General features: G+C 73.1%; 12 protein-coding genes. 3 read left to right on the top strand and 9 right to left on the bottom strand.

Going from position 1 to position 12,516, the window contains the following annotated elements; translation table 11 throughout:
- The first annotated feature begins 123 nt into the window (after positions 1 to 123).
- Positions 124 to 1,344: an LCP family protein gene (locus ACF3NS_RS08770; protein WP_392465569.1), complete on the top strand. Its 1,221-nt coding sequence runs from the start codon at positions 124 to 126 to the stop codon at positions 1,342 to 1,344.
- On the opposite strand, the gene ACF3NS_RS08765 is transcribed toward ACF3NS_RS08770, so the two are convergent.
- From ACF3NS_RS08765 to ACF3NS_RS08755, 3 genes are read right to left on the bottom strand one after another with little or no spacing between them, the layout of a single operon-like run.
- A complete protein-coding gene (locus ACF3NS_RS08765) occupies positions 1,308 to 2,150 on the bottom strand; it encodes a glycosyltransferase (protein ID WP_311966586.1) in 843 nt (280 codons plus the stop codon). The genes ACF3NS_RS08770 and ACF3NS_RS08765 overlap by 37 nt on opposite strands.
- Positions 2,147 to 3,070, bottom strand: coding sequence for a glycosyltransferase family 2 protein (locus tag ACF3NS_RS08760; protein WP_195849192.1), 924 nt, complete (start codon positions 3,068 to 3,070; stop codon positions 2,147 to 2,149). Before ACF3NS_RS08760 ends, ACF3NS_RS08765 begins: the two co-directional genes overlap by 4 nt.
- Before the next feature lie 8 nt (positions 3,071 to 3,078).
- The gene (locus ACF3NS_RS08755) at positions 3,079 to 4,245 is read right to left on the bottom strand and encodes an acyl-CoA dehydrogenase family protein (RefSeq protein WP_392465567.1); all 1,167 of its coding nucleotides are present in this window, start codon (positions 4,243 to 4,245) and stop codon (positions 3,079 to 3,081) included.
- Positions 4,246 to 4,376: 131 nt separating this feature from the next.
- Here ACF3NS_RS08755 and ACF3NS_RS08750 point away from each other — a divergent pair, with 131 nt between their 5' ends.
- Positions 4,377 to 4,613 (top strand): hypothetical protein, encoded by a 237-nt coding sequence (locus ACF3NS_RS08750; RefSeq protein WP_154593543.1) that lies wholly within the window; start codon positions 4,377 to 4,379, stop codon positions 4,611 to 4,613.
- Positions 4,610 to 5,869: a cupin domain-containing protein gene (locus ACF3NS_RS08745; protein ID WP_154593544.1), complete on the top strand. Its 1,260-nt coding sequence runs from the start codon at positions 4,610 to 4,612 to the stop codon at positions 5,867 to 5,869. Before ACF3NS_RS08750 ends, ACF3NS_RS08745 begins: the two co-directional genes overlap by 4 nt.
- Positions 5,870 to 6,301: 432 nt before the next feature.
- Here ACF3NS_RS08745 and ACF3NS_RS08740 read toward each other — a convergent pair whose 3' ends face one another.
- Genes ACF3NS_RS08740 through ACF3NS_RS08715 form a run of 6 tightly spaced genes read right to left on the bottom strand, consistent with a single transcriptional unit; the run spans position 6,302 to position 12,503 of the window.
- Positions 6,302 to 7,498: an aminotransferase class I/II-fold pyridoxal phosphate-dependent enzyme gene (locus tag ACF3NS_RS08740; protein ID WP_154593545.1), complete on the bottom strand. Its 1,197-nt coding sequence runs from the start codon at positions 7,496 to 7,498 to the stop codon at positions 6,302 to 6,304.
- The gene (locus ACF3NS_RS08735) at positions 7,495 to 8,532 is read right to left on the bottom strand and encodes a GDP-mannose 4,6-dehydratase (RefSeq protein WP_154593546.1); all 1,038 of its coding nucleotides are present in this window, start codon (positions 8,530 to 8,532) and stop codon (positions 7,495 to 7,497) included. Before ACF3NS_RS08735 ends, ACF3NS_RS08740 begins: the two co-directional genes overlap by 4 nt.
- Positions 8,533 to 8,534: 2 nt before the next feature.
- Complete coding sequence (locus tag ACF3NS_RS08730) at positions 8,535 to 9,593, bottom strand: sugar phosphate nucleotidyltransferase (protein ID WP_154593547.1); 1,059 nt, start codon at positions 9,591 to 9,593, stop codon at positions 8,535 to 8,537.
- Positions 9,590 to 10,768 (bottom strand): UDP-N-acetylglucosamine 2-epimerase, encoded by a 1,179-nt coding sequence (gene neuC / locus ACF3NS_RS08725; RefSeq protein WP_154593548.1) that lies wholly within the window; start codon positions 10,766 to 10,768, stop codon positions 9,590 to 9,592. Before neuC ends, ACF3NS_RS08730 begins: the two co-directional genes overlap by 4 nt.
- Positions 10,765 to 11,835: an N-acetylneuraminate synthase family protein gene (locus ACF3NS_RS08720; RefSeq protein ID WP_288797891.1), complete on the bottom strand. Its 1,071-nt coding sequence runs from the start codon at positions 11,833 to 11,835 to the stop codon at positions 10,765 to 10,767. Before ACF3NS_RS08720 ends, neuC begins: the two co-directional genes overlap by 4 nt.
- Positions 11,832 to 12,503, bottom strand: coding sequence for a NeuD/PglB/VioB family sugar acetyltransferase (locus ACF3NS_RS08715; RefSeq protein ID WP_311966589.1), 672 nt, complete (start codon positions 12,501 to 12,503; stop codon positions 11,832 to 11,834). The genes ACF3NS_RS08720 and ACF3NS_RS08715 overlap by 4 nt, the downstream gene beginning before the upstream one ends.
- Positions 12,504 to 12,516 lie beyond the last annotated feature (13 nt).

Below are 12,516 nucleotides of genomic sequence, written 5' to 3'. Positions count from 1 at the left end.
GATTCCTACGTCGTCGACACGCGCAAGCGTCGCGGCCGGATGTCCAGCCCGCGCAACCCTTTGGGGGGCGCGAGTCGCATCACCGGTCGCCGCCCTCCTGAAGAATCCCGCGACCGTGATGACATGCCTGACGACAGGCGGGGCGACGGGCACGACGCCGGCTGGGGGGACCAACCCCGTCACGGCGGCCCGGCCTACCCGGCGGGCGCGGCATACGACCACGGGGACGACGTCCGCTCCGGCACCCGGCAGATGCCCGCCCAGTCGCCCCGGCCCGTCCAGCCGCCGCCGACCCGGCCCCCGGAGCGTCACCACGGCGCGCGACCGGGTCGCCCGCCGCGGCGGGTGCACCGCCGTCGGCGGGTGGTGGCGCTGCTGCTCGTGGCGCTGCTGGCCTGGATCGCCTTCCTCGTCATCACCCCGCTGCACGCGTGGAGCTCCGTGTCCACCGTGGACGCCTCCCCTGCGGGGGACCGTCCCGCGCGGGTGAGCGGCTTCAACTACCTGCTCGTGGGCTCGGACTCGCGGGCCGGGCTCAGCTCCGAGGAGCAGCAGCAGCTCGCGACCGGCGACGACGCGGGGCAGCGGACCGACTCGATCATCCTCGTCCACGTCTCCGAGACCGGGCAGAGGTCGGCGCTCGTGTCGCTGCCGCGCGACTCCTACGTGCCGATCCCGGGACACCACCGCAACAAGATCAACGCCGCCTACTCCATCGGGGGGCCGACGCTGCTCGTCGAGACCGTGGAGCAGGCGACCGGCGTGCACGTGGACGGCTACGTCGAGATCGGCTTCGGCGGGTTCGCCAGGGTCGTGGACTCGCTCGGCGGCGTGTCCGTGAACGTGCCGTTCGACATGGTCGACGAGAAGGCCGGCATCAACCTCACGAAGGGCGAGCAGACGCTCAGCGGGCCGCAGGCGCTGGGCTTCGTGCGGTCGCGGTACTCCGACCCCGAGGGCGACCTCGGTCGGGCCAAGCGCCAGCGCCAGTTCCTCGGCGCCATCATGCGCAAGGCCGCCAGCCCTGCCACCGTCCTGCTCCCCTGGCGGTACTGGGGCTTCACGCACAGCGCGGCCGAGGGCGTCAAGATCGGGGACGGCACCTCCCCGGCCGACCTCACCCGCGTCCTGCAGGCCATGCGGGCCTCGTCCGGCGCAGACGGCCAGTCGCTGGTCGTGCCGATCTCCAACCCGGCCTACCCCACGGCGGCCGGCGTGGCGGTCAAGTGGGACACGACCAAGGCGCAGGCGTTCTTCGACAAGATCAAGAACGACCAGCCCCTCCCTGAGGACCGGTCCGAGGCGGGTCAGCGCTCGCCGCGGCGCGCCATGATCGCGCCGTAGGCCACACGCCGCAGCTGCTCGGGCACCAGGCGGTAGACCCCGCGGACGAGCACGTTGCGCACGCACTGCGCCGGGGTCGTGAACCCCATCCGGAGGAAGCGCCGCTGCAGGGCCAGCTCGGTGCGCAGCATCGACCACCCGCCCCGCCGGGCGTAGGCGCCCTCGCCCACCCGGTAGCACAGCAGGGGGTCGGCGACGTTGGCCACCCGCGCCCCGCCCTGGATCATCCGGGCGAACAGGAGGTAGTCCTCCATCTGCTTGAAGTCCTGGTAGCCCCCCGCGGCCTCGACGGCAGACCGGCGGTAGACCACGGTCGGGTGGTTGAACGGCTGCGCCATCCGGGAGGACTCGACGATCCGCTCGGGGGTCAGCGGCGGCACCCGGCGACCGACCACGTCGTCGCGACCGCGCCCGATCTCCAGCATCCCCGACCCCACCACGTCGGCGCCCCGCTCGATGACGGGCAGCTGCACCGCGAACCGCTCGGGCAGCGCGATGTCGTCGGCGTCCATGCGGGCCACCACGTCGTGGGCGCATCGCGCGAGCCCAGCGGTGAGGGCGACCCCGAGACCGCGGTTGACCGGCAGGCGCACGAGCTCCACCGGCACCACCGCCCCCGCCACCAGCCGCTGGATCGCCTCGTCGAGCGGGGTCGGCACCGGGCCGTCCTGCACCAGCACGACCTGCGCGGGGCGCCGCGTCTGCTCCACCGTCACGGAGTCGAGGGCCTCGCGCAGGTGCTCCGGGTCGTCGCCGCGGTAGACGCACATCAGCACGCTGAACGGCAGCCCGCTCACCTCGGTCACGCCTGCTCCCCCACGGCCTCGGCCAGTACGTCCTCCGTGCGTCGCGGGCCACGGACCACCCCGTCGCGCAGGCCCCTGACCAGGCCCTGCACCAGCGTTCCCCGGTCCCGCGACCGCGCGACGGTCCGCCCCCACCGCAGCAGCGAGGAGCCGCCGTAGACGGCCTTCTCCACCGGAGAGAGCGAGCGCGAGCGCGTCCACATCCACACCTTGTTGCGCACCTCGTAGTAGAAGCGTGGCCCCGGGTCGGCGTCGGTCGACCCGAAGGTCCGCGTCTTGTGCACGACGACGGATGCCGGGCAGGCCAGACCGTGACCACCCCGGATCAGGCGCGTGGAGTACTCGAAGTCGTCGTTCCACAGGAAGTAGTCGGCCACCGGCAGCCCCCGCTCCCGGACCGCGGCGCCGTCGCACAGGATCGACACGAAGGACGCGGACCGCACCGGCACGCAGCCGACCGACGCCGCCGCCTCCCGCTCCCCCGACGACGCGAACGGCGACGGCCGAGGGGTGTTCATCGGGTGGTCGCGCCCGTCGGTCCACACGACCCGGCTGGCCACGACGGCCGGTGTGCCGAGGGGGAACTCGTCGCGGGCCCGGACGAGGGCGGCGAGCGCCCCGGGCTCCGGCACGGTGTCGTCGTCCATGAGCCAGACCGCGTCGCACCCCAGCTCGAGAGCCCGCCGTATGCCGAGCGCGAAACCCCCGGCGCCACCGGTGTTGGTGCGCGCGGTGACGGTCACGACGTCGTCGGCCTGGGACCGCAGGGTCTCGGCGGTGCCGTCCGTGGAGGCGTTGTCGACGACGACGACCCGCGAGACCGGCAGGGTCTGGGCGCGCAGCGCCCCCAGCACCTCGAGGAGCAGGTCGTGGCGGTTCCAGGTCACGACCACGGCGACGACGGAGGCGTCGGGCGTCATACGGCCGGTCAGCCCTTGAGCAGCTGACGCGCCATGACCAGGCGCTGCACCTGGTTGGTGCCCTCGTAGATCTGGGTGATCTTGGCGTCGCGCATCATCCGCTCGACCGGGAAGTCCTTGGTGTAGCCGGCGCCGCCGAGGGCCTGGACCGCGTCGGTGGTGACCTTCATCGCCATGTCGGAGGCGAAGCACTTGGCGGCTGCGCCGAAGAACGGCAGGTCGGCGTCGCCGCGCTCGGACTTCGCGGCGGCGACGTAGACCATCTGCCGCGCCACCTCCAGCTCCATGGCCATGTCCGCGAGCATGAACTGCATGCCCTGGAACTCCGCGATCGCCTTGCCGAACTGCTTGCGCTCCTTGACGTAGGCCACGGCCGCGTCGAGGGCTCCTTGCGCGATGCCGACGGCCTGGGCGCCGATCGTGATGCGGGTGTGGTCGAGGGTGCGCAGCGCGATCTTGAGGCCGTCGCCGACCTCGCCCACGCGGCGGTCATCGCCGATGCGGACGTTGTCGAGGTGCAGCTCGCGGGTGGGGCTGCCCTTGATGCCGAGCTTGCGCTCGGGCTCGGAGAAGCCGAAGCCCTCGTCGCCCTTCTCCACCACGAAGGCGGTGACGTTGGCGCCGCGGCGGCCGTCGGGGTCGCTGACCGCGAGGACGGTGTAGAACTCCGAGACCCCGGCGTTGGTGATCCAGGCCTTGGTGCCGTTGAGGATCCAGTCGTCGCCCTCGCGGCGGGCCCGGGTACGCATGCCGGCCGTGTCGGACCCGGCCTCCCGCTCGGACAGGCCGTAGGAGAACATCGCCTCGCCGCGGGCCATCGGCGGCAGGTAGCGGCGCTTGACCTCCTCCGAGCCGGCCAGGATCACCGGCATCGAGCCGAGCTTGTTGACCGCGGGGATCAGCGAGGAGGAGGCGCACCCGCGGGCCACCTCCTCGATGACGATGCAGGTGCCGAGGGCGTCCAGGCCCACGCCGTCGTACTCCTCGGCGACGTGCGGCGCCTGCAGGTCGACCTGGCGCAGGGCGTCGTAGGCGACCTGGGGGAAGACCCCCTGCTCGTCCACCTCGGCGGCAGCGGGGGCGATCTTGTCGGCGACCACCTCGCGCAGCATCGCGCGGAGCTCCTCGTGCTCCTCGGAGGTCGTGAACAGGTCGAAGTCGGTGTTGGAAGCCACGGGCCGAGCCTACCTGCGCCCGGGTCTCCCGGCGGCGGCCGGGAGGCGTGTCCCTCACCACCTGCCACGTATGCCGGGGGCCTCGGCTCGGTATGGTCCAGGCACCAGATCCGCGACGCGAGGAGGCAGGCATGACCACGCAGCAGCCCGAGGAGCCCTCGGTGATGGACCAGGCCCAGGACGGAGACGCCGGCCAGGTGTCGCGCTCCGGGCTCTACCCCACCCAGGACGAGAGCAGCACCGGTCAGTCGGGGGACGCCGACGAGACCACCCCCTCGACGGACGGGGACGACCCCGAGCTCGCCGGCGCCGACCTCGACGAGGACCAGTCCGAGGGACGCGGTCCCACGATCGAGCCCGGGGCATGACGGCCGGCACCGCGAGTCGCACGACCACCCCCGCCGGTGAGGAGGCGAGCGCCCGCCCGGCGCTCGCCCGCCTCGTCGGCGACGTCGAGACCTTCGCCGCCGAGGTCTGGGGCCGTCGTCCGCTGCTGCGCACGGGCGCCGAGGCCCTGGCCGAGGACGGACGGGACTTCACCGACCTGTTCGGTCCCGGCGCGGTGGACGAGATGGTGTCCCGTCGCGGTCTGAGGGCGCCCTTCCTGCGGCTGGCCAAGGACGGGTCCCCGCTGCCCGACAGCCTGTTCACCACGGCGGGCGGTGTCGGGGCCAGCGTGCGCGACCAGGTCGGGGACGACCAGCTCCACCGCGAGTTCGCGGGCGGGGCCACGATCGTCGCGCAGGGCCTGCACCGCACCTGGCCGCCACTCGTGGACCTCGGGCAGCAGCTGGCCGTCGACCTCGGCCACCCCGTCCAGATCAACGCCTACATCACGCCGCCGCAGAGCCAGGGCTTCGCCGACCACTACGACGTCCACGACGTCTTCGTCGTGCAGACCAGCGGCCGCAAGCGTTGGGTCCTGCACGCCCCCGTGCTGGAGGCCCCGCTGCGGCACCACCCGTGGGCCGAGCGACGCAGCGAGGTCGAGGAGGCTGCCCGGGCCGAGCCGATCCTCGACGTGACCCTCGAGCCCGGCGACGTCCTCTACCTCCCGCGGGGCACGATCCACGCGGCCTCGACCTTCGGCGAGATCTCCTCGCACGTCACCATCGGGGTCCACACCTGGACGCCGTATGCCGCCGCCGAGGTCATCGGCCAGCTCGCCCTCGACCGGGCGGCCGCCGACCTGCAGGTCCGGCGGTCCTTGGCGCTGGGCGTCGACATCGCCTCGGACACGAGCGGGTTCGCCGTCGCGCGGGAGGCGCTGGTGCGCGCGATCGAGCAGCTCGACGACGCCGCGATCTCTCGCGCCCTGACCCGCCGCGACGAGTCGAGCCGCCGACTCTCGCCGATCTCCCCCATCGCGCAGGTGCAGGCCGCGCTCGACCTCGACGACGCGTCGCGGCTCCGCCTGCGCCCGCACCTGCGGGTGACGGTCTCCCCGGTCCCGGCCGACGACGCCCAGATCATGCTGGACAGCCGCCTCGGGCTGCAGCGGATCGCCGCGACCGGCCGGCCCGCCGTCGACATCATGCTGGAGGGCGGAGAGACCACCGCCGCCGAGCTGGGGCAGGAGGCCGCGCGGGCCCTCCTGCGCGCCGGGGTCGTCGTCCCCGCCTGACTTCGCCACCCCCAGAAATCGTGAGGGTTTGGACCGAGGATGTCGGACCAGACCCTCACGATCGCGGCAAGGGGGAGGGCACGGATCAGTAGAGTCGGCGGCCGTCCGGGCCGTGCACGCCGGGGCCACCGGTAGCCGTAGAGAACGACCTCGATCGATGACCTCGTGGAGCCCCCACCCCAGCTCCGGGTGCTGGCGGTAGCGGAAGATCAGGTCCCGCACGAAGGCGTACTGCGAGTCGGGGTCGCTGCCGTGCGGACCCCCGCCGTGCTGGAGCCGGCGTTCGACTCGGGGGTCCACTGCATGGGGGTGCGGACCGCCATACGGCCCTCCTCAGGCCCCGACCCGGCGGCAGGTGCCCGAGACCTCGCCCGATCAGCGGTTGCCTCCGGCGCCCCGTCATCATGGCGGACGGGCCAGCGCGCGGACGGGTCAGGCGAAGAAGGCCAGGACGGCCTCGACGACCCGCTGCTGATCGGCCTCGGTCAGGTCGGTGGAGCACGGCAGGGACACGCCACGAGCGAACAGGTCGTCCCCCACGGCACCGCCGAGAGTGCTCGACCCCGCGAACGGCGGCTGCGCGTGCAGGGGGCGCCACAAGGCGCGTCCCTGGACCCGGTGCGACTTCAGGTGCGCGATGAACGCGTCCCGGCCGCCCTTGTCCTCGGGCACGAGGACGGAGTAGAGCCAGTCGTTGGACTCGGTGCCCTCGATACGCGGGGGAAGCGTGAGCGGCAGGTCGGCGAAGGCCTCGTCGTAGCGACGGGCGATGCGATGCTTCGCCTCGAGGAAGCCGGGCAGCCGCTCCAGCTGGGCCAGACCGAGCCCGGCGGCGATGTTGGTGAGGCGGTAGTTGTAGCCGACCTCGTCGTGCAGGTAACCGATGTCGGGGACCTTGGCCTGGGTCGTGAGGTGCTTGGCCCGGCGCGCGAGGGCCTCGTCGTCGGTGACGATCATCCCGCCGCCTCCGGTGGTGGCGACCTTGTTGCCGTTGAACGAGTAGCAGCCGATCCGACCGACGGTGCCCGTATGACGGCCCGCCAGCGCCCCGCTCGTCCAGGTGGCGCCGAGGGACTCCGCGGCGTCCTCCAGGACGGCGACGCCGAAGCGGTCGCAGACCTCGAGCAGCCGCCCCATGTCGGCCGGCTGCCCGAGGACGTGCACGACCTCCAGGGCCTTGGGCAGGGGCTCGGCGGCGTCGGCGCGACGCTGCAGCTCGCGCTCCACCAGGTCGGGGTCGAGGTCCCAGGAGGCGTCGCTGTCCACCAGGACGGCACGCGCTCCGAGGTAGGCGATCGGGTTGATCGACCCGACGAACGTGAAGTCGCTGACCATCACCTCGTCGTCGCGCTCGACCCCGAGCAGGATCAGCGCGACGTGCAGCGCGGCCGTGCCCGAGGAGGTCGCGACGGCGTAGCCGGCGCCGACATACTCTGCGAAGCGCTCCTCGAACTCGGACACGAACGGTCCGACCGAGGACACGAAGCCGGACTCGACGGCCTCGAGCACGTAGCGCCGCTCCAGCTCGCCGATGTTGGGGACGGACAGCGGCACGAAGCCCTGCTCGAAGGCGCTCGGGGCGTTGGCCTCCCCGCCCACGCTGTGCCGGGCGGTCTCGGCGTCGCTCATCGGTGGTACCTCGCGGCCTTGTCGGCGTCGACCCGGGGACGCAGCCACTCGGCCACCTGGGCCAGCCCGTCCTCGAGCGAGACCGTGGGCTCCCAGCCCAGCAGCTCCTTGGCCTTGCGGGGCTCGGAGAGCAGGATCTCGACCTCGGAGCCGGGCGGGCGGAGGCGGTCCTCGTCGGTGACGATGCGGGCGGTCGAGCCGGTGACCTGCTTGCAGATCTCCACGATCTCGCCGATGGAGTCCGTGCGACCGGTGCCGAGCTGGATGACCTCGCCGGGGGCGACGTCGGTGAGCGCGGCGCGCACGAAGCCGTCGGCGGTGTCGGTCGCGAAGGTGAAGTCGCGCTTCGGCGAGACGGCCCCGAGCCGGATCTCCTCGGCTCCGACGAGCATCTGCGACAGCACCGTCGGGATGACCGCGCGGGTCGACTGGCGCGGGCCGTAGGTGTTGAACGGGCGCAGGATCGTCACCGGCGTCTCGAAGGACAACGCGTAGGACTCGCACATCTTGTCCGCGCTGATCTTGGTGGCGGAGTACGGGGACTGGCCGCGCAGCTCGTGGGTCTCGGTGATGGGCACCTCCTTGGGGGTGCCGTAGACCTCGGAGGTGGAGGTGTTGACCATCCTCGGCGTGCCGTGGCGACGGACGGCCTCGAGGACGTTGAGCGTCCCGATGACATTGGTCTCGACGTAGGACCGGGGCGCGACGTAGGAGAAGGGGATGGCGATGAGGGCCGCGAGGTGCAGGACGACGTCCATGCCCGCCACGGACGCCAGCACGTGCTCGGGGTCGCGGATGTCGCCGAGGACCACCTCGGCCTGACCGTCCTTCAGCGCCTGCTGGAAGCTCGGTGACTCGTCGAGCCAGCCCAAGGACCCGTTGGAGTTGTAGAGGCAGAAGGCCTTGACCTGAGCCCCGTCGGCGACGAGCCGCTCGACGAGGTGCGAGCCGATGAACCCGTCCGAGCCCGTCACCAGGACCTGCTTGCCCTTGAGAGTGGCCCCGGAGGACGAGTCCTGCTGCGGTGCGGTCATTTTCACGCCTGTCCTTTCGCGCGGGCAAGGTCCTTGGGGGTGCCCACATCGATCCAATCCGATGACATCGTCCAGGTGGCGACGCGGTCGCCACGGTCCAGCAACTGTTGCACGAGCTCCGGCATCGTGCTGGGACGCCCGTCCGGGAGGAGCTCGAGGGCGTCGGCGTCCACGGCATACACCGCGGTGTTGATGTCGACACTGATGGTCGGCTTCTCGCTGATCCCGGTCACAAAGCCCGCGTCGTCGCAGTCGACGACCCCGAACGGGATCTCGTGCTGGTAGCTGCGGGTCGCCATGGTCAGGCGCGCACCGCTGCGCTCGTGCCGGTCGATCAGCTCCTGGGCACCGAACTGGACCATGAGGTCGCCGTTCATCACCAGGACGGGGTCGTGCAGGTCCGGGCGGCGGTCGCGCAGGAGGGTGAGCGAGCCGGCGGTGCCGAGGGGGTTGTGCGGCTCCTCGCGCAGGTAGTGCACCTGGCAGCCGAGCCGGGACCCGTCCCCCAGGTGCTCCTCGATCTGCTCGGCGAGGTAGTTGACGCTGACGTAGATCTCGCGGATGCCGTCGCCGACGAGGTTGAGGATGATCCACTCGAGGATCGTGCGTCCGGCGACGGTCATGAGCGGCTTGGGCCGGTCCCTGGTCAGCTCGCCCAGGCGGGTGCCCCTGCCACCGGCCATGATGACCGCCACGTTGGGCAGCGGCTCGCTGCCGACCACGTCGAAGAGGGTGTGCAGCCCGACGAGCCGTCCGCCCTCGTCGACCTCGGGGACGACGTTGAGGTGGCGGGCTCGCAGGAGGTCGAGCACGAGCGCGCGGGGGGAACCCGCGCTGACCGTGGACGGGGTCTTGGTGGCGAAGGGCAGGGCCGGGTCGTCGAGCGCAGCGCCGGCCAGCAGGGCACGCCGGATGTCTCCGTCGGTGAGCAGGCCCTGCAGGACGCCGTCGGGAGAGGTGATGAGCGCGACCGTGGTCGCGGCCGCGTCGATCACCTCGAGGGCCTCACGGATCGTGCCCATCTCGGCGATGCAGGTGCGGTGCAGGTCGCGCGCGGTCATCGGTCGGCTCCCTCGATCTCGGCGAACGGCTTGGTGCGGCCCCCCGTCGGAGCCCGGCGGACCACCGCCAGGACCCGCGCGGCGGCGTCCCCCCGACCATAGGGGTTGTCCGCCGCCGCTGCCGCCGCCCGCCCCTGGGGCGACAGGGCCTGCTCGATGGCTGCCCGCACGGCGTCGTAGCCCTCGGCGGCGTGGATCACGTTGTCGCCCCGCAGGCGTCCCCGCTGCCGCTCACCGACGTCGACAGCGGGCACGTGGGCGCTGGCGGCCTCGATGATGCCGGACGAGGAGTTGCCGACGACGACGTCGACGGCGTGCAGGGCGCGGGGGTAGCGGCTGCCGAGGGACTCGACGACCACGAGCTCGGGGTGCTCGAGAGCGGCCTGCTCGAGGACGGCGAGGATCTCCTCGCGGCCGGGGTCGAGGCCGGGGTGGGTCGCGATCACGGTGCCGCAGGTGTCGAGGGTCGCGCGGAGCGCCTCGGACGCCCACTGCGCGACCGGGACCTCGCCCTCGGCGGTGGGCGGGTGGTAGGTGAACAGCGCGAGCGGCCGCAGGACCGGCACCCCGAGCAGGTCGGCGAGCTCGGCGTCGCTGAGGGCGGTCGAGGAGGCCAGCCGGTCCAGGCCGGGCGCTCCGGTGACGTGCACCCGCTCCGCGGGCTCCCCCATCTGCCGCACCCGGCGGGCGGCGTCGGGCGACGCGACGCAGTGCTGGTCGGCGAGCTTGGTGACGGCGTGCCGGACGCGTTCGTCGACCGCCCCCTCGGTCACCTCTCCCCCGTGCAGGTGCACGACGGGTATGCCGAGCAGGAAGGCCGCCGGCACCACGTAGAGGAGCTCCCAGCGGTCCCCGAGGACCACGAGCGTGTCGGGACGCAGCTCGGGCAGCAGCCGCGCCGCCCCCTCGGCGAGGCGCGCGCCGTGCCGGACCACGGCGTGCGGGTCGAGGTGCTCGACCGGGGGGCAGAGGGCGTGCAGCCGCCCCTCGGTCCGGGCGCGAGGCGCGACGTCCTGCAGCGTCGACGCGAGCGAGCCGACGTCGTAGGCCACGCCCGTCAGAATGTGCAGCTCGACGTCGGGGTCGTCGGCGAGCGCCGAGATGACCGGCGACAGCGGCCCCAGGTCGGCCCGCGTGCCGACGAAGACGGCCACCGTCCGGGATCCCTGCGTCATCGGGCCGCCCCGGCCTGCGGTGCGACGTCCGCGAGGTCGGCGTCGACGATCTGGGCCCCCGCGGCGACGTCGCGAACGAGCACGCGTCCGCGGATGTCGACGGCGGGGCTGATGCCCCCCTCGGGACGTAGGAGCGACAGGTCGGCGCCCTCCAGGCGCTCCCCGGCGCGGAGGTCGCGCCCGGCGTGCCAGCTGCGCCGGACCAGCACGGCATTGTCCTGCTCGGACGGCTGGCGCACCTTGACCCCGTCGCCGAGCCCGACGGCGAGGGCCTTGGTCGAGCGCACGTAGTCCGCGAGCTCGGCGGGCTCCAGGCTGGCCATGTGGTCCGGGCCGGGCATGGTGCGGTCGAGCGTGAAGTGCTTCTCGAGGACGGGTGCCCCCAGGGCGACAGCGCCGAGGGCCGTCTGCAGGCCGGGCGTGTGGTCGGACCAGCCGACGGGCACCTCGTGGGCCTCCTGCATCGCCGGGATCGCGCGCAGGTTGCACTCCTCGATGGGGGCGGGGTAGGCGGAGACGCAGTGGAAGAGCACGAGCCCGGGGGCCGCGGAGCAGGCCTGCACGGCGGCCGCGACCTCGTCGGCCGTGCCCATCCCGGTGGAGACGAGCATCGTGACGCCGAGGGCGGCGATCTCGCGCAGGTAGGGCAGGTTGGTGAGCTCGCCGCTGGACACCTTCATCGCGGGCAGGCCCAGCTCGGCGAGGGCGTGGGCGCTGTCGACGTCGAAGGGGGTCGAGAGGAACTCCAGCCCGCGCTCGTGGGTGTGGGCCTGCAGCTCCGCCCACGCGGTCATCGGCAGGGTCAGGGCCTCCAGCAGCGATCGCTGGTCCTGGGCGCCGCCGCGGTCCCGCTGGTAGGGGGTGGTGGCCGCGACGCTCGACACCAGCTTGGCCGCGTCGAAGGTCTGGAACTTCACGGCGTCGGCACCGGCGTCCGCGGCGGTGTCCACCAGGCGGTGGGCGATCTCCAGGTCGCCGTTGTGGTTGACCCCCGCCTCGGCGATGACGTAGACGTCCCGCTCGGTCGGGATCGTTCGCGCCCCGATGCTCGCTGCTCGCACGCTCACTGCTGCTCCTCGGTCTGCTCGGCCTGCCGGTCGTGGATGGGTCGGGCCGGGATACCGGCCACTCGGGCGCCCTCGGGGACGTCGCGTATGACGACCGCGCCCGCCGCCACCACGCACCCCGCCCCGACGCGGACGCCGGGCAGGATGCGCGCCCCGCTGCCGAGGAGGGTCAGGTCGCCCACGCTCGCCCCGCCGAGCACGACGGCCCCCGGCGCCACGTGCACCCCGTCCCCCACGACGACGTCGTGCTCCACGACAGCGGCCGTGTTGACCACGACGGCCCGGCCCAGGGATGCCTGGGGACCGACGTGCGCGTGCTCCAGGACCACGGTGCCGTCGCCGAGGACGGCGTCCGGTGCCACGGTGGCGGTGGTGGCCACGACGGGCGGCACGCAGGCGTGCGACCGGGCGCGGTCGACCACTCGGAGGCGCACGTGGTTGGCGCCGATCCCGGGGACGAGCGCGGCCCCGTGGCGCTGGGCGTAGGACAGCGCCTGCGCGTCGTCGGCCAGCAGCTCGACGTCGTCCGGCCAGGGCCCCGAGGGGGCTCCGCTCACGGCGACGACCGCTTTCCCGCTGCGGCGCAGGACGTCCGCCACGCTGCGCGCGTGACCCCCCGCCCCCAGCACCGCCCAACGGGCGTCGGTCTGAGGGCTGGGTGCGGGCACCCGCCCAGCATAG

The sequence above is a fragment of the Arsenicicoccus cauae genome, from assembly GCF_043162025.1.
In the GTDB taxonomy this organism is placed as follows: Bacteria; Actinomycetota; Actinomycetes; order Actinomycetales; family Dermatophilaceae; genus Arsenicicoccus; species Arsenicicoccus cauae.
The sequence above is the reverse complement of the archived record's forward strand: the minus strand, read 5'-3'. Positions and strand labels throughout refer to the sequence as shown.